General features: G+C 50.4%; 24 protein-coding genes and 1 other RNA gene. 23 read left to right on the forward strand and 2 right to left on the reverse strand.

The window, feature by feature from the left end; genetic code table 11:
- Positions 1–27 precede the first annotated feature (27 nt).
- The 16 genes from mutS to BLR06_RS02220 all read left to right on the forward strand — a co-directional run bounded on the left by mutS (position 28) and on the right by BLR06_RS02220 (position 14916).
- Positions 28–2622: a DNA mismatch repair protein MutS gene (gene mutS, locus BLR06_RS02145; protein ID WP_092067823.1), complete on the forward strand. Its 2595-nt coding sequence runs from the start codon at positions 28–30 to the stop codon at positions 2620–2622.
- The gene (mutL, locus tag BLR06_RS02150) at positions 2619–4430 is read left to right on the forward strand and encodes a DNA mismatch repair endonuclease MutL (RefSeq protein WP_092067825.1); all 1812 of its coding nucleotides are present in this window, start codon (positions 2619–2621) and stop codon (positions 4428–4430) included. The genes mutS and mutL overlap by 4 nt, the downstream gene beginning before the upstream one ends.
- Before the next feature lie 15 nt (positions 4431–4445).
- On the forward strand, positions 4446–5240 hold the full coding sequence (locus tag BLR06_RS02155; protein WP_092067827.1) for a class I SAM-dependent methyltransferase: 795 nt from the start codon (positions 4446–4448) through the stop codon (positions 5238–5240).
- The gene (gene miaA / locus BLR06_RS02160) at positions 5228–6166 is read left to right on the forward strand and encodes a tRNA (adenosine(37)-N6)-dimethylallyltransferase MiaA (protein ID WP_092067829.1); all 939 of its coding nucleotides are present in this window, start codon (positions 5228–5230) and stop codon (positions 6164–6166) included. The genes BLR06_RS02155 and miaA overlap by 13 nt, the downstream gene beginning before the upstream one ends.
- Before the next feature lie 43 nt (positions 6167–6209).
- Positions 6210–6470, forward strand: a complete 261-nt coding sequence (gene hfq, locus BLR06_RS02165; RefSeq protein ID WP_092067831.1) for an RNA chaperone Hfq — start codon at positions 6210–6212, stop codon at positions 6468–6470.
- 112 nt (positions 6471–6582) lie between these two features.
- Positions 6583–6759, forward strand: a non-coding RNA gene (gene ssrS / locus BLR06_RS02170) — 6S RNA.
- Between the two features lie 149 nt (positions 6760–6908).
- Positions 6909–7679, forward strand: a complete 771-nt coding sequence (locus tag BLR06_RS02175; RefSeq protein ID WP_092069779.1) for a histidinol phosphate phosphatase — start codon at positions 6909–6911, stop codon at positions 7677–7679.
- Positions 7680–7729: 50 nt separating this feature from the next.
- Positions 7730–8293 carry an NUDIX hydrolase gene (locus BLR06_RS02180; RefSeq protein WP_092067833.1) on the forward strand — a complete coding sequence of 188 codons (564 nt, stop codon included), beginning with the start codon at positions 7730–7732 and terminating at the stop codon, positions 8291–8293.
- Positions 8287–9369, forward strand: a complete 1083-nt coding sequence (gene mutY / locus BLR06_RS02185; RefSeq protein ID WP_217636818.1) for an A/G-specific adenine glycosylase — start codon at positions 8287–8289, stop codon at positions 9367–9369. Before BLR06_RS02180 ends, mutY begins: the two co-directional genes overlap by 7 nt.
- Before the next feature lie 193 nt (positions 9370–9562).
- Complete coding sequence (locus tag BLR06_RS02190; protein ID WP_092067835.1) at positions 9563–10030, forward strand: pyridoxamine 5'-phosphate oxidase family protein; 468 nt, start codon at positions 9563–9565, stop codon at positions 10028–10030.
- A 20-nt stretch (positions 10031–10050) separates the two neighbouring features.
- Positions 10051–11304 (forward strand): radical SAM protein, encoded by a 1254-nt coding sequence (locus tag BLR06_RS02195; RefSeq protein ID WP_092067837.1) that lies wholly within the window; start codon positions 10051–10053, stop codon positions 11302–11304.
- A gap of 97 nt (positions 11305–11401) precedes the next feature.
- Positions 11402–12391, forward strand: coding sequence for an ABC transporter substrate-binding protein (locus BLR06_RS02200; RefSeq protein ID WP_092067839.1), 990 nt, complete (start codon positions 11402–11404; stop codon positions 12389–12391).
- Between the two features lie 189 nt (positions 12392–12580).
- Positions 12581–13534, forward strand: a complete 954-nt coding sequence (locus BLR06_RS02205; RefSeq protein ID WP_092067841.1) for an AAA family ATPase — start codon at positions 12581–12583, stop codon at positions 13532–13534.
- Entirely contained in the window at positions 13531–14136 is a 606-nt protein-coding gene (locus tag BLR06_RS02210; RefSeq protein WP_092067843.1) for a GTPase domain-containing protein, read from the forward strand. Before BLR06_RS02205 ends, BLR06_RS02210 begins: the two co-directional genes overlap by 4 nt.
- Entirely contained in the window at positions 14117–14704 is a 588-nt protein-coding gene (locus BLR06_RS02215) for a hypothetical protein (protein WP_092067845.1), read from the forward strand. Before BLR06_RS02210 ends, BLR06_RS02215 begins: the two co-directional genes overlap by 20 nt.
- Positions 14698–14916 carry a hypothetical protein gene (locus BLR06_RS02220; protein ID WP_092067847.1) on the forward strand — a complete coding sequence of 73 codons (219 nt, stop codon included), beginning with the start codon at positions 14698–14700 and terminating at the stop codon, positions 14914–14916. Before BLR06_RS02215 ends, BLR06_RS02220 begins: the two co-directional genes overlap by 7 nt.
- A gap of 6 nt (positions 14917–14922) precedes the next feature.
- Here the strand turns inward: BLR06_RS02220 and BLR06_RS02225 are convergent, their stop codons facing one another.
- Positions 14923–15888, reverse strand: a complete 966-nt coding sequence (locus tag BLR06_RS02225) for a DMT family transporter (RefSeq protein WP_092067849.1) — start codon at positions 15886–15888, stop codon at positions 14923–14925.
- Between the two features lie 128 nt (positions 15889–16016).
- Between BLR06_RS02225 and pdxR the strand changes: the two genes are divergently transcribed.
- Positions 16017–17426: a MocR-like pyridoxine biosynthesis transcription factor PdxR gene (gene pdxR / locus BLR06_RS02230; RefSeq protein WP_092067851.1), complete on the forward strand. Its 1410-nt coding sequence runs from the start codon at positions 16017–16019 to the stop codon at positions 17424–17426.
- 100 nt (positions 17427–17526) lie between these two features.
- On the opposite strand, the gene BLR06_RS02235 is transcribed toward pdxR, so the two are convergent.
- Positions 17527–18396, reverse strand: a complete 870-nt coding sequence (locus tag BLR06_RS02235; protein WP_092067853.1) for a hypothetical protein — start codon at positions 18394–18396, stop codon at positions 17527–17529.
- A 323-nt stretch (positions 18397–18719) separates the two neighbouring features.
- Here BLR06_RS02235 and BLR06_RS02240 point away from each other — a divergent pair, with 323 nt between their 5' ends.
- The 6 genes from BLR06_RS02240 to BLR06_RS02265 all read left to right on the forward strand — a co-directional run bounded on the left by BLR06_RS02240 (position 18720) and on the right by BLR06_RS02265 (position 24205).
- On the forward strand, positions 18720–19307 hold the full coding sequence (locus BLR06_RS02240; RefSeq protein WP_092067855.1) for a tyrosine-type recombinase/integrase: 588 nt from the start codon (positions 18720–18722) through the stop codon (positions 19305–19307).
- Positions 19308–19442: 135 nt separating this feature from the next.
- Entirely contained in the window at positions 19443–19748 is a 306-nt protein-coding gene (locus BLR06_RS02245; RefSeq protein ID WP_092067857.1) for a hypothetical protein, read from the forward strand.
- A 106-nt stretch (positions 19749–19854) separates the two neighbouring features.
- On the forward strand, positions 19855–21651 hold the full coding sequence (hflX, locus tag BLR06_RS02250) for a GTPase HflX (RefSeq protein ID WP_092067859.1): 1797 nt from the start codon (positions 19855–19857) through the stop codon (positions 21649–21651).
- On the forward strand, positions 21651–22901 hold the full coding sequence (locus tag BLR06_RS02255) for a methionine gamma-lyase family protein (protein ID WP_092067861.1): 1251 nt from the start codon (positions 21651–21653) through the stop codon (positions 22899–22901). The genes hflX and BLR06_RS02255 overlap by 1 nt, the downstream gene beginning before the upstream one ends.
- A 49-nt stretch (positions 22902–22950) precedes the next feature.
- Entirely contained in the window at positions 22951–23472 is a 522-nt protein-coding gene (locus tag BLR06_RS02260) for an ECF transporter S component (RefSeq protein ID WP_422699798.1), read from the forward strand.
- Positions 23465–24205: an AIR synthase related protein gene (locus tag BLR06_RS02265; protein ID WP_092067865.1), complete on the forward strand. Its 741-nt coding sequence runs from the start codon at positions 23465–23467 to the stop codon at positions 24203–24205. Before BLR06_RS02260 ends, BLR06_RS02265 begins: the two co-directional genes overlap by 8 nt.
- Positions 24206–24443: the final 238 nt, after the last annotated feature.

Raw genomic sequence — 24443 nt, forward strand, 5'->3', positions numbered from 1 at the left:
GTATTTTACCGAAGAGGAGAACAGACAATGTCTGCCAATGATACGCCAATGATGGCACAGTATAAAAACATAAAAAGCCAGCATCAGGATGAAATACTCTTTTTTCGGCTTGGTGATTTTTATGAAATGTTTTTCACTGATGCTGAAATTGCCTCACGGGAACTTGAAATCACCCTAACCTCCCGTGAAGGCGGACAAAATATGCGCATTCCGATGTGCGGCGTACCTTATCATGCTGCTGAAAACTATATTGCCCGCTTAATTAACAAAGGCTTTAAAGTAGCAATCTGTGAACAGGTTGAAGATCCCAAGCAAACCAAGGGTATAGTCAGACGCGAAGTGATTAAGGTAATTACTCCGGGCACGGTTTTATCGGAAACGCTGCTGCCGGATCAAAGCAATAATTATCTGACCGTTATTGCCGAAAGGGGAACAACCCTCTGCCTGGCCGCCGCCGATATCAGCACCGGTGAATGCCTGTGGGTTGGCTATGAGGGCATCAACCGCCTGCCGGCGCTTTGTGATCAGCTCTACCGTTTAATGCCGGCGGAATTGGTTATTGCCGGTGAAATTGCCAATGACGGGGAGCTCAAGGCTTTTATCAACAGCCGTCTAGCCAATTGCGCCGTCAGTAATTTTAAGGAATTTGACGCAGAAGCCATTACCGGCCTGCCAGGCCGGCACTTTGCAGCGGAAGAATTGCCTGATTGTCAGTGCGCACAATTGAGTCTGGGCATCCTATTGTTTTATTTGCATCAGACGTTAAAAAATGATTTATCGCATCTTAACCGTCTTACTCATCTCAATTTCGCCGATAGTCTGGTTTTGGACACCTCGACCCTGCGCAACCTGGAAGTTACCCGCAATATGCGGGACGGCGGCAAAAAGGAAACCCTGCTCGGCGTACTTGATTATACCAGTACGGCGATGGGCGGCAGGCTGTTAAAAAACTGGCTGGAATATCCGCTGATGCACGCAGGCCGGATTATGGAACGCCAGGACGCCATCGCCGAGCTGCTGGACCAGCCGGCTGAGCGCCAGCTGGTCAAAACCGCTTTAAGTGCAGTCTATGACTTTGAACGCATTTTAACCAGGGTGGAGGTAGGAACAGCCAACGCCCGTGATTTAATTGCCCTGAAGGATTCCCTGGCCGTAATTCCGGCCCTGCAAAACTCCCTGGCAAATTTCCGGACGGCCCTGCTTACTCAGTTAGGTACTGCTCTGACCGACCATAGCAGCATCGTCCGGCTGATCGACGCGGCAATAACCGAAACGCCGCCAATATCGCTCCGGGACGGCGGCTTAATCAAAGAAAACTATCATGCTGAACTGGACGAATTGCGCAGCATTGCCCGGGACAGCAGGGAATGGATTCAAAGCCTGGAAGCCCGGGAACGGGAACGAACCGGTATAAAATCACTGAAAATCGGCTATAACAAGGTGTTCGGTTACTACCTGGAGGTAACTCACTCCAACAGCTCAGCCGTACCGGTCAATTATGTCCGTAAGCAAACGCTGGCCAATGCCGAACGCTATATTACGCCGGAATTAAAAGATTTTGAAACCAAAGTGCTGGGCGCTCAGGAAAAAATCGTGTCGCTTGAATATGTATTGTTTAGCGAAATCCGGGACAGCATTAAAAGCGACATCAGGCAAATTCAGCAGACAGCCCGCCAGATCGCCCTGCTGGATACCCTGGTCAGTCTCAGCGAAGCGGCCGAGCGTTATAATTATGCCAGACCGCAGATCAGGACCAATGGCGCTATTTTAATTAAAGACGGCCGGCATCCAGTGGTTGAACGGCTGTTGCAGCGTGAATTATTTGTGCCGAATGATACTCTGCTGGACCATCATGAGAATGAAGTTATGGTCATTACCGGACCAAATATGGCGGGTAAATCCACTTACATGCGCCAGGTTGCCTTGTTGGTGCTCATGGCGCAGACCGGCAGCTTTATCCCGGCCCGTGAAGCGGTAATCAGCCCGGTGGACCGGATTTTTACCCGAGTAGGCGCCAGCGATGACTTGTCAACAGGTCAAAGTACGTTCATGGTCGAAATGAATGAGGTTGCCCAGATTTTAAAATACGCCACCGCCAAAAGCCTGATTGTGTTGGACGAGATCGGCCGCGGCACCAGCACCTTTGACGGCATGAGCATTGCCCGGGCGGTAATTGAATACATCAATGAACGGATTAAGGCCAAAACCCTGTTTGCCACCCATTATCACGAATTAACCGAACTGGCTGATTATGGCCGCAATATTAAAAACTATTCCGTTGCAGTCAAGGAACGGGGCCGGGATGTGGTATTCCTGCGCCGGATTGTGCCGGGCGGCGCCGACAAAAGCTATGGTATCCACGTGGCTCAGCTCGCCGGCCTGCCCAAAAAGCTGATTGACCGGGCCAGCCGGATTCTCGCCGAATTGGAGCAAAATCACCCGCCGGCCGTACGCCAGCCCCAGGTAGAGCAGACTGCCGCCACGCTGTCATCTTCCCTCTTCGAGTCAGCCCTGGCTGCTGATTTGCTGGCCATCGACGTATTGTCCATCACCCCCCTTGAAGCACTGAATATTTTATACCGCCTGCAGACCGAAGCCAGAAAGGAGTCTGGACAACTATGACAACCATTCGTGTGCTTGATGAGAATACAGCCAATAAAATTGCCGCCGGCGAGGTGGTAGACCGTCCCGCATCGATTATCAAGGAATTAGTGGAAAATGCCATTGATGCGCACAGCAGTAAAATTGAAATTGAAATCAGCGAAGGCGGTATCCGGTTTATCCGGGTAACCGACAATGGTACCGGTATGAGCCACGCTGACGCACAACTGGCTATTTTACGGCATGCCACCAGTAAAATCAGCGACGCCGGCGATTTGAACAAGATCAGTACGCTGGGCTTTCGGGGCGAGGCGCTGCCGACCATTGCGGCAGTAGCTAAGTTTTCCCTGACGACCAGGCTGCAGGATCAGCATTTGGCCACTCTGGTTGAAGTGGCGGGCGGCGTGCTTACCGATGTACGGGAGGCGGGCGGCAGTATCGGGACAACGGTTGTTGTTGAAGATCTGTTCTATAACACGCCGGCCCGGCAAAAATTTCTGAAAAAACCGGCGGCGGAAAGTTCGCATATTCATCAGATTGTCGTCAAGCTGGCCTTATCTCACCCCCATATTGCCTTTAAACTCATTAACAATACCCGGCTGGTTTTGGCAACGCCCGGCAATGATAACTTAAGCGACACGCTAACCAGCCTCTACGGCAATACCCTTAGTGCGGAATTGCTGCCGGTTTATTTTACTGAAGACGATATGGTCATATCCGGTTATTTATCAAAACCGACGCTGTTAAAAAGCAGCCGGCAATGGCAGACTTTTTTTATAAATTCGCGGGTGGTGAACAGCCGGGTGATTGCCAAAGCGCTGGACAATGCGTACCATTCGCTGTTGCCGAAGAGTGGTTATCCATTGGCCGTGCTCGGTATAACGGTTCCGGTTGACAGCCTTGATGTGAATGTCCATCCGCAAAAAAGCGAGGTCAAGTTCGCCGATGACAATAAAATGTTCAGGGCGGTTTATCATGCTGTCGCCGAAACACTTCGCGCCCAGCAGGCGCCCAGCCAGATCGCCGCTTCGGTAAGCCTTCCCGGCGGCCCGGCCTACCGCGCCTATCCGCAGCCGGCAGCTGCGGTTCCGGCCGGACGCCCCGAGTATGCCGCCGTTCGTCAGCTGGAGCTTTTGGATACTGCCCGGCAGCCGGTATCCCTGGGTGCTGCGCAGGCGCTGATTGCCCGGGAATCACCGCTGGCTGTTTTTGACCATATTGCTCCTTCCGCCGGAAACAGCCAGCCGTCCGGTCAGACTGATTTTGATTTATACCCGCTGGGCCAGATTGCCGACTGCTATATTATTGCTTATAATCAGGACGGCATGTTTATTGTTGACCAGCATGCCGCTCATGAACGTATCCTGTATGACAAGCTGGGCAAATCCACTGAGCGCATTCCGGCGCAGCAATTGCTGGTCCCGCCGTTTATTGAATTTGATGAAGCCGACTGCAATTTAATTGCCGAAAACAGGCAGTTGTTTTTTGAGCTGGGCTTCAGTCTGGAGCTTATTGGTCCAAATACCATGCGGCTACTGGAGATACCGGCCGATATTCCGCTGTCCGAGGCGGAACAGATTGTCCGTCAAATACTGCAGGCCGTCCAGGAGCTGCATCAGCCATCCGCGCAGGAACTGCGCCATGCCTGTCTGCAGATAACCGCCTGCCGCGCAGCCATAAAAGCCGGCGATTCCTTGAACATGCGGCAAATCCAGGCCTTGCTCAATGAGCTGTGCCAAACCACACTGCCCTATACCTGCCCGCATGGCAGACCCGCAATCATCAGGTTTACCCCGCAGGATCTTGCTAAAATGTTTAAACGTACATAATACAGGTGATTAACAATGAACTGCATCATTACCACCGCCGTTAAACCAGGCAGCGCTCTGGAAGAGGCCGCCAATACTATCGCCGGACAATTGCCCGCTCCGTTTGTGGCTCGCGGCAGCCAATCGCTGGAACAGATAAAAGTCAAATATCAGGCTGAGGTGATTATCGCCGTTACCAGAAAAGGATTGGTGGCCCATACTCCCGGCGGCGACTTTTTCTTCCATCCGAGCATGGCGGAATTACGTATAAAAAATCTCATAAATGGCAAAGATGACCATATGGTAAATGCAATGGGCCTGCAGGAAGGAATGTCAGTGCTTGATTGCACGCTGGGACTGGGAACCGATGCCATTGTGGCAAGCTATGTTACGGGAGTGCCGGGGCAGGTTACCGGCCTGGAAGCAGCGAAAATTGTTGCATTAATTACCGGCAACGGCTTAAGGAATTACCAAACGAACAGCATTGACGCCGCTTTGCGGCGAATTTCTGTAGTGAATGCCGATTATCAGCATTATCTTGCCGGACTGCCGGCCGGAAGCTTTGACGTTGTCTATTTTGATCCGATGTTCCGCCGTCCCATTGCCAGCAGTTCCAATATTAAGCCCTTGCGGCTGCTGGCCGACAACCGCGAACTGACGACCGCCGCTCTTCAGCAGGCCGTCAGAGTAGCCGGAAAGAGGGTTGTAATCAAAGAAACCCGCCACAGCAGTATATTCGCCGGACTGGGCATACAAACCATCGTTGGAGGCAAATACAGCAGTATCTGTTATGGCATCATTGAAACAGGGAGAACAAAATGCAGCGATTAATTGCAGTCATCGGACCAACTGCTGTTGGTAAAACCAGACTTGGCATTGAACTGGCCGGACTACTTAATACCGAGATTATTTCCGGTGACTCCATGCTGGTCTATCGCGGCCTGGACATTGGTACCGCCAAACCCGGTCTTGCTGAGCGAAATGGAATTGTCCACCATCTCATTGACATTTTGGAGCCGGAGGAAGAGTTTAGCGTAACCAAATTTATTTCACTGGCGGACCGCCACATCAGCCAGCTCAATGCTGCTGGCAAAATTCCGATTCTTGCCGGGGGTACCGGGCTTTATGTCAAAGCATTATTGGAAGGCTACCAATTCAACATAACGCCGGGTGATGCCGGGTATCGTGATAAACTAACGCAGCTGGCTCAAACCAGGGGGAACGAATATGTTCATCAGCTGCTGCTTGAGGCTGATCCCGCAGCTGCAGCCAGGCTGCATCCCAACGACCTCCGGCGGATTATCCGGGCTTTGGAAGTTCATTCTCTGGGCGGTGAAAACATTTCGCAGCGTAAACTTGCCGGTTGCCATCAGCCCGTTTATGACGCTACAGTCATTGGGCTTACGATGAACAGACAGCATTTATATGACCGGATCAACCGCAGAGTGGACAATATGATAGCACAAGGGCTGGTAGAGGAAGTCTCCTCACTGCTGGCCGCTGGACTGTCGCCAGCCTGCCAGTCAATGAAGGGCATAGGGTATAAGGAAATCATTGCTTATCTGAGCGGCCAGGTAAGCTTAAACGCGGCCATAGACGCCATCAAACAAGCCACCCGCCATTTCGCCAAGCGTCAATTGACCTGGTATAATAAAATGCCGTATATTCACTGGGTAAATGTTGATGATTGCGAAGATGCCAAAATCCTATTGCCAATTATTTACAAGCATATTGCAGGAAAGTTTTGTCTTGGGTAGAATTACAAATATATAGAGAAAATATAACCGGAGGGGTTTAATCATGACAACTAAAGTGATCAATCTGCAAGATAGTTTTTTAAATCAAATTCGCAAAGAAAACGTGCCGGTAATTATTTACCTAGTCAACGGCTTCCAACTGCGGGGGGCAGTGAAAGGCTTTGACAATTTCACCGTAATTATTGAAAATGACAGCAAACAACAATTAGTATATAAGCATGCGATATCAACAATTACACCCTTCCGTCCCTTAACCAGCCATTATGAAAAAAGAGAAGAGGCCAAAACAACAGAAAAACAGTAAAAAATTGTCCCAGGGCCAAACCTGGGACCGTTTTTTTGTTTCCGGCAGTATGAACGGCAATAATCCCACTTGTGGCGCTTTACAAGATGTGCTATGATAAAAACACTACATGGACAACCTGAGGGGTACGTCATCTTCACAATGTTCAACCTACGCATTGACATAGGGAATTCGATGTTACAGCAGCTGCCAAGCCGCCTTGAGCGGACGGCAAAAACTTAACTAGAATGCCCACCTGCTAAGAGAAGCGGGTCTTGAACATTCGAAGAAACGGCGTCTCGGGTTTCACGTAGCCTTGAATCTAACCGGTGTTTTCCCGGCATTATTCGAAAAAACATGGTCTGCAGGCTGACAGCACTCATTTATCATGAGTGCTTTATTACTATGTTAACCAGGCGGTGTGCCTGCCGGTATAATACAACAGCGGAGGTTAAAAAATTGATTGTTGACACGCATATTCATACCCGTTTTTCCTCTGACTCCAAAATGCATATTAACCAGGCGCTGCAGCGCTCTGAGGAGCTTGGAATCGGGATTACCTTAACCGAACATATGGATCTGGCTTATCCGGAGCCTGACGCTTTTACCTTTGATATTCATCAATATCTGACCGAGTATGGGCCTTATCGCAGCCATAAAGTGATGCTGGGCGTGGAAATCGGCATGCGACTGGATTGCCTGACGGAAAACCGCCGGCTGATTGCCGCCAATCCGTTTGACTATGTCATTGGATCGATTCATGTAATTGAAAATATCGATATATATCAGGAAGTTTTTTACCGGGAGCGCTCCAAACAGGAGGTCTACCAGCAATACTTTGCCGCAATGGCCGAATGTCTGAGCGTATATGAGTGCATAGACACACTGGGCCATATTGACTATATTGCCCGCTATGCCCGGTATTCCGATCCTGAGCTGTACTACAGCGAATTTGCCGCGGCGATTGACAAGGTGCTGACACTGACGGCCCAACACGAAAAGGCAATTGAAATCAATACCCGCCGCCTGTCCAGTCCGGCTGCCGTCCAGGCTCTGCTGCCCATTTACCAGCGTTTTTATCAGTTAGGCGGGCGGCTGGCCACCATCGGTTCCGACGCCCATAATGCCGACGATATCGGCCGGGATTTCAGGCTGGCAATGCAGCTTGCGGAGCTCAGCAACTTAAAACCCGTCTATTTTAGCCAGCGCCGGCCGCATTACATCAAGTAAGCGCAGCCGGGCGCAGAACAGCGCGGCTTAAGCTGAAAGAGGGGAGTCCTATGCATTTTATTGCAGCGGTGCAAAGCTATACGCCGCGCTGCGTTCAGGAAGAAAACGATCAAAAAGTAATACTGGATATGATTGCGCGATTTTCGGAAAAGCTGCTTTTCCGGGACAATGCCTTTGCCCATATGACCGGTTCGGGACTCATCCTCAATCCGGCGTTAAACAAGGTATTATTCGTACATCATCACATTTATCAGACCTGGTCCTGGACAGGCGGTCATGCGGACGGCAACGCCGACCTGCTGGAAGTTGCCTGCAAGGAAGCTGCCGAAGAAACCGGAATCAAACAGGCCAAACCGCTGACCGGCCAACTGGATTCACTGGATATTCTCCCGGTATACGGGCATTTCAAAAAAGGACAATACATCAGCGCTCATCTCCATTTGTCGGCGGCGTACCTGCTTGTTGCCGATGAAACCCAGCCGGTAACGGCAAACAAGGCGGAAAACAGCGCGGTCCGCTGGTGTGAGGCCGACAGGCTTTCCGCCTATTCGGTTGAACCGCATTTGCTCCGTATTTATGCAAAACTAATAGAAAAGGCGAAAAGATATTGTTAAACGAAATAAATAAGACCGAGCAACATTTGGCATTGATTGTACAGCCGCTGCTGGCGTGGTATGACGCCAACGCCCGTATCCTGCCGTGGCGCGAACAGCCGACGCCTTATCATGTCTGGATATCGGAAATCATGCTGCAGCAAACCCGGGTGGAAGCCGTTAAGCCGTATTTCGACCGTTTTATCAGGACGCTGCCGGATATTGCCGCCCTGGCGCATGCGCCGGTCGAGCAGCTGCTAAAACTCTGGGAAGGCCTGGGGTATTACAGCCGGGCGCGAAATTTGCAAAAAGCCGCAGGCCTCATGCTGGACAAGTACGGCGGCGAACTTCCCCGTTCTTATGAAGAATTGAGGACGCTGCCCGGAATCGGGCCGTATACGGCCGGGGCAATTGCCTCTATTGCCTATGGCATTCCCGTGCCGGCGGTAGACGGTAATGTCCTGCGGGTAGTTGCCCGCCTAACGGCCTGTTCTGAGGACATTGGCAAAGAAAGCGTAAAAAAGCAGATGGCCGGTATGTTAAAACAAATTCTGCCGGACGACCGCACCGGTGATTTTAATCAGGCCTTGATGGAACTGGGGGCGATGATCTGTCTGCCAAGAGGCGTTGCTAAATGCGCCTCTTGTCCTGTTGCGGGACTGTGCCGGGCCCGGGAACTCGATATTGTCACGACCCTGCCGGTAAAGGCGGCCCAAAAAGCGAGGCGTCAGGAACAGAAAACCGTCTTCGTCATTCTGGCGCAGGGCCGGGTTGCATTAAAACAGCGTCCGGCGAAAGGCCTGCTGGCCGGGTTGTGGGAATTGCCGAATGAAAACAGCTGTCTTACAACAGCAAAGGCCCAAGAACTACTGGCCCTCTGGGGTGTCCGTGTAGACGCCATTCATAAGCTGCCGGCCGCCAAACATGTTTTCACCCATCTCGAATGGCAAATGACAGGTTATGCGGTTTATGCCGCAAATTGCACCGCCGGCCTGATCTGGCTGAAACCGGAGCAGTTGACGGAGAATTTGGCTTTACCGACTGCTTTTAAGCCTTACACCGAACAAATCGGGGTTCTGCTGGCTACCCAACATTAGCTGTGATTGAGCAGTGTTTAATAGCATAACAAGACGATTTCCTGGTAATTATTGACATGAATTAATTAGTATGATACGATACTTAAAAATAGTCAATTTACAGGCTAACTGGCAAATAACCAGAGGCAAACCGATCCGTTAAGGTAGGTTTGCCTTTTTTATTGCCGCAAAAGCAACAAAAGGAGAGAAAGAAATGGCTGTTTTAATCAATGAAGAACTTGCCGCACTGTTGTCTAAAGAAGATACGGTTAAGCTGCTGGTAACTACAGATGAGCAAGGAGCGCCCCACGCCGTGGTGAAAAAATCTTTGCAGTTGGATGAACAGAATCATTTCATCTATTTTGAATTGCTGGAATCGTCCCATACCAATAAAAACATGGTGCGCAGCATCTGGTTTAACCGTCCGGTCACAGTGGCGGTGGCGGGGGCCAATGGCGGAAGTTACCAGATCAAAGGGCGTCCTTTGAAAACCATCGTCAGCGGTCCCGCATTCCGAAAGTATTACGAACAGGTCCGGAGGGAAAATAGCGAGGCCGATTTAGCGGCAGTTTGGGTGATTGAGCCGCAGGAGATTGTCGATCAGGGCTTTTCGGTCCGGCGTCAGCAGGAAGAAGCGAAGCGACCGTATTTTAAGCACCTGGATCGTTTGGCCAAATACTAAAGCAAAGGATGGAGATACCGATGTCAGTTGCATTGAAACAACAACCTCAGGAATTAAGCCTGAGTGAAGTGGGGGAAAAATATCCACACTTTCCCCGTTTGGTCATGTTAAAAACCGATATTCAGCGTCGGGGCGTTCATTATACGAACCGTGCTTTGCGCGTGGCAGACCCGGCTATCCATCAATTGGCTGGGACCCATATCTTTGGCACCCGCGACGGCATCCTGGCCCACCGGCCCGAAGCCTTTATTTTACGTGACGGAACCTCAGTCCTCACCAGTCCGACGCCGCTGGAACAAAATCCTTACCTTGTGGATCTGTGCGATGGGCGACTGGTATTGCTGGATGCCGGCGTCGAACTTGAAGAGATTGAATACTGGACAAAACCTGATTACTACAATTTGACGACCAGCAGCGGAATTCCAATGAGCCTTGTGGCCAGCGCGCGGCCGCAGCGGCTTTATCTTATGCCCAGCCGGTACTGCCACTTCTGGAGCAGTCAGCAGGAATGCCTGTTCTGTGATATTGTAAATAACTTAAAGCAACAAAAGGCGGAACTCAATCTTCCACCTAGATTGAAACCGAGTGATGTGGCTGAAACTGTGCGGGCAGCTTTAAAAGAGCCGGGCCGGTTTACCGCGGTCTGTCTGACTTCAGGTTCGGACTTTCATGGCGCCGCGCCATTTGATAGCGAAGTTGATTATTATATTGAAATTCTCAAGGCAGTGGGGGATAACTTTGCTACACCTAAGTTTCCCAGTCAATTGATTGCCACTGCGTTTACTGAAAATCAGCTGGAACGGATTTATCAGGAAACCGGGATTTTGAGTTATACCCCGGATATTGAAGTATTGCAGGAACGCTTATTTGAATGGCTCTGCCCGGGTAAGGCCCGCTGGGTCGGCTATCAGGAATGGAAACGGCGGATGATTCGGGCTGTTGGTATCTTCGGCAGAGGTTATGTTAATACATGTATTGTGGCCGGTGTCGAACTTGCCCAGCCACATGGGTATATCGATGAAGATGAGGCGCTGAAGGTTATTTTGGAAGAGGCCGAAGATTTGGCGAGCCAGGGCGTAAGCACTGTTTTCACCGTCTGGGTGCCCCGTCCCGGCTCGTATCTGCGGGGACAGAAAAATGCCTCGCTGGAGTATTACATCCGTTTAGCGGCCGGATTGCATGAACTGCGGAAAAAGTATAACCTGCCGATTGACCACGATGATTATCGCCGTTGCGGCAATCACCCTGATTCTGATCTGGCCAGGCTGTTATAAGCCGGTGGAATTGTTTAGACTGCATTTTAGATAGTCGGAGGAGGGAGGAGGTCTTATTAAATTTCAGATGTATTAAACCGGATGATCGGGGGGAATCATGATGTCCAAAAAGATTGTTGCCTTGATTTTAACCGTCATTTTGCTGCTTGGCTTTGCGGCTGGCTGCAGACAGAATACGGCCGAGAAGAGTAGCTCAACCGTAAAGAAAACAATCCATATCGGCTATCAAGCCAGTAGTTCACTTACTATTTTAGCTAAAGCAAAAGGCTTTTTTGAAGCTGAATTTGATCAGGACGGGACAGAGGTCAAGTATTTTTTGTTTGTGGCAGGACCGCCTATGGTTGAGGCGTTGTCCGGAGGCCGACTTGATATTGCCAATTTAGGTCCGTTGCCTGCGATTTCCGCCCGGGCCAGCGGTATTGATTTAAAGGCTGTCGGCCGCGCGTACTCTGATCAGCTCTATTACGGCTTGCTTGTACGTCCCGATTCCGCTTTCAGCTCGGTGAAAGATCTGGCAGGCAAAAAAGTTGCTGTTCAGGTAGGATCGGGCGCACATTTATTTTTCCTGTTGCTGTTACAGCAAAACGGTCTTAACCATAGTGACGTTAATATCGTCAATCTGCCCACCTCCGACCATCAGAACGCACTTGCGACCGGAAATGTCGATGCTGTTGCCACCTGGCAGCCATTCGTGGCAATGATTGAACTGTCCCAGGCCGGAAAGGTATTGGCCGACTCTAAACATGTTATCCAGACAGTTGGAGTTTATTTGGCAAGAAATGAGTTTGGCCAAATAAATCCCGAGTTAATTGAGCGGTTTTTGAAAGTCCATCAAAAGACTGCCGAATATCTGCAAAATCATCCTGAGGAATCGTTTGCGGTCATTTCTCAGGAGAGTAAAGTGCCGGTCGACGCGGTGGCAAAATCAGTTAAAAGTATCGACTGGGGTTTGCAGCTTACGGATGAGGATATTAAAACTCTGGCGGAGGCCAAGGCCTATCTTAAAGCTACCAATGTTCTTAAAAAAGATTTTGACATCAGCGAACTTATCGACAGGAACTATCTCAACAATATCGGGGTTAAGTAATACTCCGGAGCCAAAGGCTGAAAAAACTTCCTGCAGGAAATGGAATATACAACACCCGTGTCAGATATCACATAACCCTCGCCGGCGATCACCGTCAGCGGGGGTTATATGATATTTCAGCTTAATTTATCACCATTTAGCCCATCCTGAGTATAATATATCACCATAGCCGGATATGAGGTGATCTACATGGCTTATCTTTGCCCTCAGGACGTTTTGTCAGCATTGAAGACAGGAGAAATAGCCACAACCGAAGCCTTTAAGCTGCTGAGAGAAATGGACAGTCTGGCCATGCCCCAGACCAAACCGGACACGACGAACCGCCATCTGCGGGTCGAGGAAATTTTACACGAATTAAACAGCCTGATCGGCCTGAATGAGGTCAAAAAACTGGTTAGGGAAATTTATGCCTTTATTGAAATTCAAAAACGCCGCGAAAAGGAACATTTATCGACAGAACCGCTGGTTTTGCACATGATTTTCAAAGGCAATCCCGGTACCGGCAAAACCACTGTCGCCCGTATTCTGGGCAAAGTATTCCGTGAAATCGGCGCTTTGTCCCACGGCAATATTATTGAAGTTGAACGGGCGGACCTGGTGGGGGAGTATATCGGTCATACCGCCCAGAAAACCCGCGACCAGCTAAAAAAAGCTTACGGCGGCATATTGTTTATTGACGAAGCCTACTCGCTGGCCCGGGGCGGTGAAAAAGATTTCGGCAAAGAATCCATTGATGTTTTGGTGAAAGCAATGGAAGACCATAAAAATGAACTGGTGCTGATCCTCGCCGGCTACCAGCAGGAAATGGAAACCTTCCTGCAAACCAATCCCGGGCTGAGATCGCGCTTTCCCATCCACATTGATTTTCCCGATTATAATCAACGCCAATTGCTGCAAATTGCCGAACAGATGTGCGCGCTGCGTCAATATACCTTATCGGAAGAAGCCCGTAATGCTTTATTAAGGCTGATTGGAAAATATCAGGAGAGCGGCAGCGAAAATTTTGGCAACGCCCGAACCATTCGCAATATTATTGAAAAAGCTATCCGGCGTCAGGCCGTGCGGCTGATCGCCAAATCCACTACCACCCGGCAGGACTTAATCAGCATTGAACCGGCAGATATAACGGAGGGGACAGTATGAGAGAATTTATCATTGTCGGGCTGCCTAATTCCGGGAAAACTTTGTTTACCTTAAACTTTGCCGCATATCTGGGCAGCAAGCAGGTGGAAGTAACCTTTCGTACTTATGACGGTCTGATTACCTGCCGCCATTTTTCCATCGATGAAGCGAAGCGCGAACTGTGCAGCTCAAGTCTCCACAAAACCAGATCTCTGCAGTCCGTTGTTTTAAAGCTGGCAATCGGCAAAACGGCGATTAATTTTAAATTAACCGATACCTGCGGCCTGACGCCGCAAATCAACCATGAGGAAGCAATCCGGAAGGGCATGGCGCAAACCATCGGGTTTATGCGCAGTGCTGACTTTATCTTACATATTGTCGACTTATCGCTACTCACCAAGGATTACCTGAATAACACCGGCAGCATTGACCACCATCTATACGATTATGGCGTCTCGCGCCACAATTATCTGCTGCTGGCCAATAAAATTGATCTGCCGGGCGCACGCGACAATCTTTCCCGGTTGACGGCTGCCTTTGTGCAAGCCTGCATCATTCCGGTTTCCGCGCTGCACAGCCATGGTTTTAAAGAGGTGAAGGCTTATGTCTCCCGCAATATTTGAATTTGCTTGTATCGCTCTGGCTGTCTTGTTATGTGCGCTTGCCGTAAAACTGACGGACGATTTTCTTGACCGCGACTTGGACGCGGCAGCCGGCCAGAATAACTGGACGCAGCATTTGGGCAGCGGGACTCCGGTCTATGCAATGCTGCTGCTTGCAGTCAGCGCCGGTCTCCGTGCAGACATCTGCCTGCCTTTGTTCCTCAGCAGCTATATCACCGGGATGTTTAATGATTTGCGGCAGCCTTTCCCCAGCAGGCTGACCGGCTGGCAGGAGTGTCTGCTGGTTCTGGCCGCGGGTGCAATATTGTTTTCCTGGAACATCATGCTGTTTTCCCTGTTGTTTATTATTGCCGTACAACTGGCTGATGACTGTCTTGATTATTCCGCCGACCTGCTGAGCGGACAAAGAAATTTTGCCCACCGGTTCGGAATCGTGGAAAGCCTGCTTCTGGCCATCATTGCCCTGCTATTATCCTGCTGGCTGAATCCAGCCCTGTTTGGGCCTGTATTATGCGGCGCCGGCCTGTTTTATCTCAGCCTGTTTTACAAGGAGGCTTTAAAATGGTAATTTACTGTCTGTTGTTCTTGGTTGGCCTGCTGCTGGGCTATGTCTGGGGCAAGCAGCGCGGCTTTAGCCTGGGCTATGCTGAAGGAAAAGCTGAAATGACTTTACTGCTGCGGCAGCAATCGCTTGAGCAGGGGTACTGCACGATCTGCACCGAGCCGGTGCGTGATACGCCTGCTGCCGGGAAAGGCAAACCGATTCAGCAAGAAGAATAGAATGAGTTAAAAAATTTTGTTGTTTTTCCGTGATAAACCCAAAGAACATTTCTTAGCTTCTTGCGGTTTTTGGCTTTCACCGATCAGCAGCATACTGGATATAATCAGAATGCCTCCCGCCCACTGGACATACCCGATTCTTTCACTGAAAAGAGACACGGAAAGCAGCATTGAAGTCAGGGGCATCATTCCGGAAAACGCGGCGATTGTATAAGCGTCGCAGCGTTGTACCCCCGCATAGTAAAAAATGAAAGCCAGAGCGGTTACAACAAGCCCATACCAAACCAATGCCGCCCATTCTTCCCGGCCGATTGCCTGGATTGAAGGCAGGGGCTGTTCAAACAATGCCGGAAACAGGCAAAAAACAAAGGCGATCGCCGATACCAGCAGCATTTGCACCATCGGCTGCATTGGCAGCCGGGTAGAGCATCCTTTTGCTCCCTGTTTTCTCGCTATTACATTAAACGTAGATTCGCTGGCCGCAGCGCAAAGGATTAATGCATTTCCCCAAAAGTGATCACGGCTAAATCCGACGCCTTGCAAATTCAGCCCCTGCAGCAAAGCAATGCCGGCAATGGTACAAGCAATACCCAAAATAGTTTTTCCGGAAAGGGGCTCTTTCAGAAAAGTCCAGGCCAGCAGGGCGGTAATTGCCGGTGCAGCCCCGGTCAGTATTCCCGCTTCCACGGTACTTGTTAAATGTACGCCAAACAGCAGAAAAATACGGAACAGAAAAATACCGAACAGCGCTTGCAACAGGAGCATTCTCCAGTCAGTTATTTTGAGCAGCCGGATGGTTTTTGCTGTTTTGTTGGCATAAACAGGCAATAAGCATAGGAGCAGCAAGCCTAAACTAACAGCGGTTATCGTAAAGCTGTTTAATTTTTCGGCAAGCATGCGCGCCGTCACTACCGAGGTTCCAGCCAGTGAAAAGGCAAGCAGTAAAAAAAATTTCCCCTTAATTTCGCTCATCCTCAATTCTGTAGTCTAGCGACAATTTATATTTAAACCAATCTTTGCTATAATTATAGCGTAATAACTGGTATGCTTTAAGCGCCAGTATAACCATATTTTTATAGAGCCAGTTTGAGGGAGGATTTATGTGGGGAATCAAATTGCATCATAGAGCTGAAATCAGCTTGTCTCGTCAAATCTTTCTATCGCTCAAAGAGCGCATATTGACGGGCCAAATGTCCCAGGGAGAGGCGTTGCCGTCTACCCGGGAACTTGCAAAATCATTGGGCGTCTCCCGCAATACGGTTTGTGCGGCCTATGACACTCTCCTGACGGAAGGCTTTCTTGTCAGCCGCCAGGGTGCACCGACCCGTGTTGCACAGGGGCTGCATATTGAGCATCGGCAAGCTTTCAGAACGGAAAGCCTGCCGACGCAAAGAAAAAAACCGCTTGTTTGGTGGGACTTTAAAACCGGCCAGCCCGATTTATCTCATTTCCCCTGGCAGCTTTGGCGACAGATGCTGCGGCAAGCAGCCGAAAATCTACCTGCCGATCAATTGGGCTACAGCGGCCCGAAAGGATACGAACCGCTCTGCCAGGAAATTGCCCGCTGGCTGCTGCGAAGCAGAAGCATGGAGGTCAAGGCGGAAGATGTATTTATCACGGCGGGGGCAACGCAGGCGCTTCACTTGCTTACAGGCTTGCTGTATCAAGAAGGGCAGGCCTTTGCTTTGGAAAGTCCTTCTCATCCGGCAATTCATACCATGGCCGCAAGTAAAGGGTATCCCCTTCATTGGATGCCGGTGGACCAACAGGGTGCGGATATAGGCGCTCTTACAGGGAAAGCGATTTCAGCCGTCTATGTGACACCCTCTCATCAGTTCCCCTTAGGAGGCATTCTTCCGGCTGACCGCCGTGCTGCGCTTATACGCCTTGCTGTAAAAAACAACTTTTATATCATTGAGGACGATTATGACAGCGAATTCCGCTATTCGGGTTCGCCGGTCAGTCCAATTTATTCCATGGATTGTTCGCAGGTGGTCTATGTTGGCACTTTTAGCAAAACATTGTTTCCCGCCCTCCGGCTGGGCTTTGCCGTGTTGCCTAAAGCGTTACAGGCAAAATGGAAACACGCTCGAACCTTTACCGATGTTCAGAATCCTATTCTGGAACAAGCGGCATTGGCTGAGTTTTTGCATAAAAGAAAGTTAGATAAGCATGTTCGGCGCATGCGGCAGCTATATGGCGAAAAAAGAAAGCTTCTCCTGCGTTCTGTTAAAGGCGCTTTTGGCAGTTCTGTACATCCTTGGGGGGATGTGTCCGGACTGCATCTGGCGCTTCAATTTCCCGGCAGGGAGTTTGGGGAACAATTTGTGCGAGACAGCCGGCAAGCTGGCATAAAAGCAGTCCCGCTGGCGCGGTATTGCCCCTCGCAAACTAACCACAAAGATAAACTGCTTCTGGGTTATGGACATTTAAGCCCCGGGCAGATTCTGGAGGGAATAAAGGCATTGCGGCAATTGCTCGAAAAAACAGGTCTATTTAGTCCCGCTTAAGAATCTCGACGATATACATAAAGTTGGTTAAGAAAGTATAACGGCCCAACAGCGGCTTGCCGGCATTTTGAACAACAGATTTTTTCTTTGCAAGCCGCGGTTAAGTCTGCTGAAGCGGCTTTTGCCCGTTGACCTGCAGGCTGTTTATTTCGGACTGCAGAGTTTCCAGTCTGGTTAAGGCCGCCTGATGCTGCGGCCCGATAATTTGCAGACGCTCTTCCAAACGATTCCGGAGAATGGTTTCATAACGCAATGCTTCGCTTAATTTCCGCTGGCTGTCCCTCATCTGGTCAAATTCCTGCCGGCCTTGTTCTACGGCCTCTAAAGCCGTATCCAGCTTGGTCTGCAAATCCTGATTGACCGTCCGGAGCGTGATGATTTCATTTTTTAGCCCGGCGCTACAGTCAGCAGTTGCCTTGCATTCAGCTTCGGCTTTTTCCCTTTTGCTGACGGCATCATCAGCAAATTGTTGAATCCGTCGAATCATTCCTTCGATGTTTTTTCGCTTTTCTATTTCAGTCGCCAGTTCGGTGTGGGCAGACTGCGTTTTCAGTCTGGCGGCGCTAAGTTCTTTTTCCAAACCGGCCAGTTTTCCCTCCAGTTCCTCGATCTGTTGGGATTCTTTCGCCAAATCTTCTTCTGTTTCCAGCAACCTTTGCCGGTACGCCTCAATTGACCTGAATTTATCGTCTTCAACGATTTGCATTGCGCCCAACAGGCTTTCGGTTGTTGTGATGATATCGGCAACCGCTTTTTTTATCACCTGCATTTGCGGCGGCTCGGTCTCCTGTTTATTGGCCCGGTAGATATTCAGCATATCATTCATAAAATCGGAAAACTTTTTTATTCCAGCTGTTTTTTGGGCTTCTTTCAACAGATTCATTAAATTCTCATCAACTCTGCCGCCATAAGTTAACCATTTGTTTTTTTCCCGACTACTATTTCCGGCTAAGTGTTCCTGATCGCTCATTACGGCACGCTCCCCAGTGTTCATTTTCAGCAAAAATCCTGCGCTACAATAAGGTTAGATATCTTTTAATATATGTTAACATATATTTATAACGATTTATATATGTTAACAGAACGTTTTAATTTAAATTAACATATGTTATCATTAAAGAAAACCATTCATAAAACAAATCTCACATAATGCTATTATGTGAGATTTGTTTTATGGGTATAAAGCCAGTATAGACAAGGCTTGACGGCTGTTTCTCAGTTTTTTAAAACTTGACAAAAAAGCCTAACAAGCTTACAATCTCACATAACAGTTAAAAACAGGGAGAATTTAACATGAAGTTTGTTGAGCCATTTCGCAGTAAAAAAGATGTGGAAACGGTGCGGCTATATTTGCGAGGCAAAGCCCTAAAGCACGGATTATGGTTTTGGATTGGCGTCAATTCAGCTTTGCGTATTTCCGATTTATTGTCGCTCACCGTTGGCAATGTTCAAAAGAGCAACGGCGCTATTGTCGATAAAATTCTAGTAAAAGAACAAAAAACCGGCAAAACAAAAGAATTTCCTATCTCCGATAAAATCCGGACGGAAATCCGGACCGTGCTTCAGCATTACACATTAACCGAGGCCGGGCAGCCCCTATTTCCCAGTCATAAGACAGGGGAGAAGGGACAATTAAAACCGATTGGGCGCTCCTATGCCAATCAGCTGATCACCGAAGCAGCGCAAATGTGCAATATTACAGGAAATTACGGCAGCCATTCCATGAGAAAGAGCTTTGCTTATTTTGCCTGGCAGCAGGGTACAGACGTCCTGCTGTTGATGGATCTGCTGAATCACTCATCTCCCAAAGACCTCCGCCGGTATATCGGCATTACCCAGGAGCAGTTGAACAAGGTCTATCTGGCTGTCGATTTAGGTTGATGACCCACCCTGGGATGTCCCTGCCGCCGTAAATTTGTTATAATAAAGAGGCTGGAATGCCGAGCCCCCGGTGCGCCGGTGCATAATCAGCCAAACCTCCAGTCATATTAGTATTATACAGGGGAGGCGATGGCAATGGATCAGTCCAGAACAGCCCGCAGGCAAAAACAGCATTACAGCCTGTACAGGAAAACCTTTGGGGCGGCGGCGGCGGTTTTAACCTGCGCCGGTTTAGGTTTGATTTGGTATTTTAATTACAAATTAACCGTTACGCTGGCGGCCGTAATTATTTTTTTCGGCATACTTGGCCTGCGGCCGGCCTGCAGACAGTATCTGCCCGGCCTGACTTCTTCCAACGCGGCCGTCCGCTTACTGGCTGTTTTTTTATACCTAATTATCGTATTTGCTTTAATCAGCAAGGTAAAACGGACGATGTACTAGCTAGGGTTACGCCATTCAGCCGCGGCTGCGCCGGGCCGCTATTTTACATAACCGGGAAAAACACGGCTGTTAATTTAAGATTACTAAAGGAGAGAATTTTTTATAAATGAATATTCATGGAGATACCGGCGGCATAAAAAAAGGCCTGCTGGCCCAGCTTGAACAGCTCTATCAATTTAATGTTCCAACAGGCCAGGCGATAACGGCCGAACTGGCCCAGGCAATGCTTTCCCTGAGCATGCTGATCGAACGGGAAGTTGCCATTTACTTAAATCGCCGCGGTAAAGTAACGCAGGTGGCGGTAGGCGACCTGCGAACGGTTGACTTGCCTTCCACCGACAGCCGCCGTTCAGAAAAGCGCCTGAGCGGTATCCGCTGTATTCATACCCATCCCGGCGGAGACAGCCGCTTAAGCGGTATTGATATCTCAGCCCTGAAGAATATGCGGTTTGATCTTATGGCGGCAATCAGCGCGCTGCCGGCCGGCGATGAGCCGGAGGTAAGCTTCGGGTTTATCAGTGATATTGACGACGGTCAAATGCACGTCCGGACCGCCGGACCGCTCTCCCTGTCCGAGTTCACCCGCTTGGCGTTTACTGAATTATTGCTGCAAACCGACCGCTTATTCAGTAAAAACGAACTGGCTGAACCTTTACTGCAGACTGAGCGGGTCATTCTGGTCGGCCTGGACCAAACCGGCAAATGGGCGATTGACGATTCGCTAAGCGAACTGGGCCAGCTGGCTGAAACCGCCGGAGCCGAGGTTGCGGCGGTAATCCGGCAGAAAAAGGACCGCCCTGATGCAGCCTTATTTATCGGCAAAGGCAAGGTTCAGGAAATAGCGGTCGCCAGACAGGAACACAATGCCAATATGATTGTTTTTGATGATGAACTTACGCCATCTCAGCAACGCAACCTCGAACAGGCCTTGGGTGTTAAGATTATCGACCGCACGGCGCTGATTCTGGATATTTTTGCCCAGCGGGCCAAATCACATGAAGGTAAGTTGCAGGTCGAGCTGGCCCAGCTGCGCTATCATCTGCCGCGGCTTGGCGGGCAGGGGCTGGTGCTGTCGCGCCTGGGCGGGGGAATCGGCACCCGCGGGCCTGGTGAAACCAAACTGGAGGTTGACAAGCGCCGTATCCGTTCCAGGATCAGTGATATCGAACAACAAATTGAGCAGATCAAAAAACATCGTGAGATCCATCGCAAAAACCGCATTGCCGCAAATTTGCCGGCAATTGCCCTGGTTGGCTATACCAATGCGGGTAAATCGACCCTGTTAAATCAGCTTACCTCAGCCGGCGTCCTGGCGGAAGATAAATTATTCGCGACACTTGACCCAACCACCAGACGAACCACACTGCCCAGCGGACTCGACGTTTTGCTGACCGACACCGTCGGCTTTATTCAAAAATTGCCGCACCAGTTAATCTCCGCCTTTCGGGCCACGCTGGAGGAAGTGGTGCACGCTGATCTTCTGCTGCATGTCATTGATGCCAGCCATCCCAATCACCGGCGGCAAATGGAGGCCGTTTGCCAGGTGCTCGGAGAATTACAGGCCGATCAAAAACCGGCCATTCTGGTCTTTAATAAGAGCGACAAGCTGACCGCCGCAGAGTTGCCCGGCTTGCTGCGGGAACAGCACAGCATTGCCGTCTCGGCCGCCGGCGGCGCCGGTCTTGACGGACTGCTGCAATTAATTGATGCTTTTTTGGCTAAGCAAACCGCTGCGATGGAGCTTCTCATTCCCTATAGCGACAGCGGCATTTTAGCCAAACTGCACGAAACGGCTGTGATAAAATGCACTGAGTACCGGGATGACGGCACTTACGTAAAAATAGAACTGCCTGTTGAACGTCAAAAAGATTATCTCACTTATGCCATAGGAGCTGAAGCATGATGTATCCGTTTTCCCGGAGAATCCTCGAAACCCGCGATCAGGCCTTGCAAAAAGCCCGTCAATTATTTTTTGCTATTGAGGAAATATCCCAAAAAAACACTTTTAAGCTATTGGAATGTTTTCGTAAACACAAGGTGGGAGACCATCATTTCCGTACAACGTCCGGCTATGCCTATAACGATGCCGGGCGTGAAAAATTAGAGGCGGTATGGGCCGATGTTTTCGGTGCGGAAAAAGCGCTGGTACGCACCCAGTTTGTCTCGGGCACGCATGCCTTGTCGACGGTATTATTCGGTATTCTCCGGCCTGGAGATGAGCTGCTGGCAGTAACGGGAGCGCCGTATGATACCATGCGGTCTGTCATCGGCTATGCCAATCCGGGCCGGGGATCGCTGAAGGAATTCGGCGTCGCCTACAAAGAGCTGCCAATGGTCAATCAGACGATTGACTGGGACAAGCTGAAAGCCGCCGTCAGCCCAAATACGAAAATGGCGCTTATCCAGCGTTCCCGCGGCTACAGTATGAGACAACCGTTAAGCATCGCCGATATCGAAAAAGCCTGTGCGGCAATCAAAGCCGTTAACCCCGACTGTGTATGTTTTGTTGACAATTGCTACGGCGAATTTGTCGACACACTGGAACCAACAGCAGCCGGAGCGGATATAACGGCAGGCTCTTTAATCAAAAATGCCGGCGGTGGCATTGCGCCCACCGGCGGCTACATTGCCGGCAGGGAGGAATTGGTGGAGCTGGCCGCTTTCCGCTTAACCGCGCCGGGCATCGGCAGTGAAGTCGGCGCCTCGCTGATTGATAACCGGCTGCTCTTCCAGGGCCTGTTTATGGCGCCCCACATCACTGCGCAAGCCTTAAAGGGAGCTGTATTCGCCGCCGCTTTCTTTTCCCTGCTGGGCTACCATACCCTGCCTGCGCCAGCTGAGCGGAGGGGGGATATTATTCAGGCAATTGAATTGGGTTCCGCCGAAAAAATGGTTGCCTTCTGCCGGGGGCTGCAAAAATATTCGCCGGTTGACGCCCATGTACGGCCTGAGCCGAGCACAATGCCGGGCTATGCCGATCCGGTCATCATGGCCGCCGGAACCTTTATCCAGGGCGCGTCAATTGAACTGAGCGCCGACGGTCCGCTGCGGCCGCCATTTGCCGTTTATTTGCAGGGCGCATTGAGTTTTGAGCACGCTGTGGTTGGTATTATGGGCGCTGCCGAGGAAATGGAAAAGCTCGGGACAAAATAGGAATAGAATGCAATAATAGAATAATCTTGGAATCAGGGAGATGAAAACCTTGAACATAAAAAAAATGATTGCAGCAGCGCTGTTGATCGCTTTGTCCTTTATCGGCGCAAATCTGAAAATCATGGGCACCATCGCCTTCGATTCGATGCCCGGTTTTTTAGGCGCGCTGCTGCTTGGCCCGGTCTGGGGAGCTCTGATCGGCGCAGCCGGTCACTTCTTAACGGCGCTGTTTGCCGGGTTTGTCCTGACGCTGCCGGTCCATCTGGAAATCATGGGGATTATGGCCGGTGCGACGGCAGCTTTCGGAGCAATCTACCGCAGGCTGGCAGGAAAACGCAAAGGCTTGTCAGGCGGCGCGGCCCTGACGGCCGCTTTTGCCGCCGTACTGATTAACGGCCCGGCCGGAATAGCGGTTTTGTCGGTTCAGCTCTTGCCGGTGCTGGGGAAAGCAGGGCTGCTCACTCTGACCGGGGTGCTGTCCGCCGCCGCCGCACTGAATATTGCCGCCGCCTTGCTGCTGTACCATCTGCTGCTTGGCAAACTGGATATAGCGGGTATTGACCATGAATAAAATTAGAAAAGTAAGAGATCTGACCCTTGTTGCTCTTGATCAGGAACGCGAACTGGTCATCGCCTGCGACAGCTGCGGCGGCATTGGCCTGAAACCGGGCGACGCATTCGCAGTTGACCCGTTCCTGACCGGCAGATTTACAGCCCGTGTTGTCATCTTCGAGGTCATGTGCGCCGGCGCCGAGGTGATCGGCCTGACCAATGCGGTTTGCAATGAAATGGAGCCGACCGGGCGCCAAATCCTTAAGGGGATTCAGGCCGAACTGGCAGCCGCAAAGATTGACGGCGCAGTACTGACCGGCAGCACGGAAGAAAACTTTCCCACGGTTTCCACCGCTGTCGGCATGACGGCGCTGGGTCTGGTCAGCCGCAGAAACCTGAGAGTAAACACCTGCAAAACAGGGGCCTGGCTGGTTGCCGTCGGCGAGCCGAAGGTGGGGGCGGAAGTGCTGGCCAGCCGGCCTGGCGAGATTCCCGGCTATGAAGTCATCAAAGAATTGCTGGCGCTGGAGGCAGCAGCCGAAATTGTGCCGGTCGGTTCAAAAGGCATTCTGCATGAAGCGCGGGAGCTGGCGAAAAACAACCGGCTGAACTTGGTTCTCAACGATCATGTGAAGGTGAATACAGCAAAATCAGCCGGCCCCTGTACGGCAATTCTCGTCGCCGCCGGCGAAAGCACTATGGAGCAACTGCCTCAGCTGGGCCGGACCGAGGTTATCGGCCGGCTGATGTAATAAATTCACAATGTGGTTGGGATTTGCTTTATCCCGGATCGCCTCTACCACTCAAAAACCCGCTTTTTTTCAATATAGCAAGATACAAGGATGAGAAGCACGAATTGTCTGCCTTTATGACGGACAGTGCGTGTTTTTTGCTTTTTGAGGCGACTTCTTAGCCCCACTGCGCGAGTCTGATTGAGAGTGATCTTCTTTTGAACGGTAAAATAAAACATAGAAAAAATACAATCAAAAA

Origin of the sequence: Dendrosporobacter quercicolus (genome assembly GCF_900104455.1) — a bacterium.
Taxonomy (GTDB): Bacteria; Bacillota; Negativicutes; order DSM-1736; family Dendrosporobacteraceae; genus Dendrosporobacter; species Dendrosporobacter quercicolus.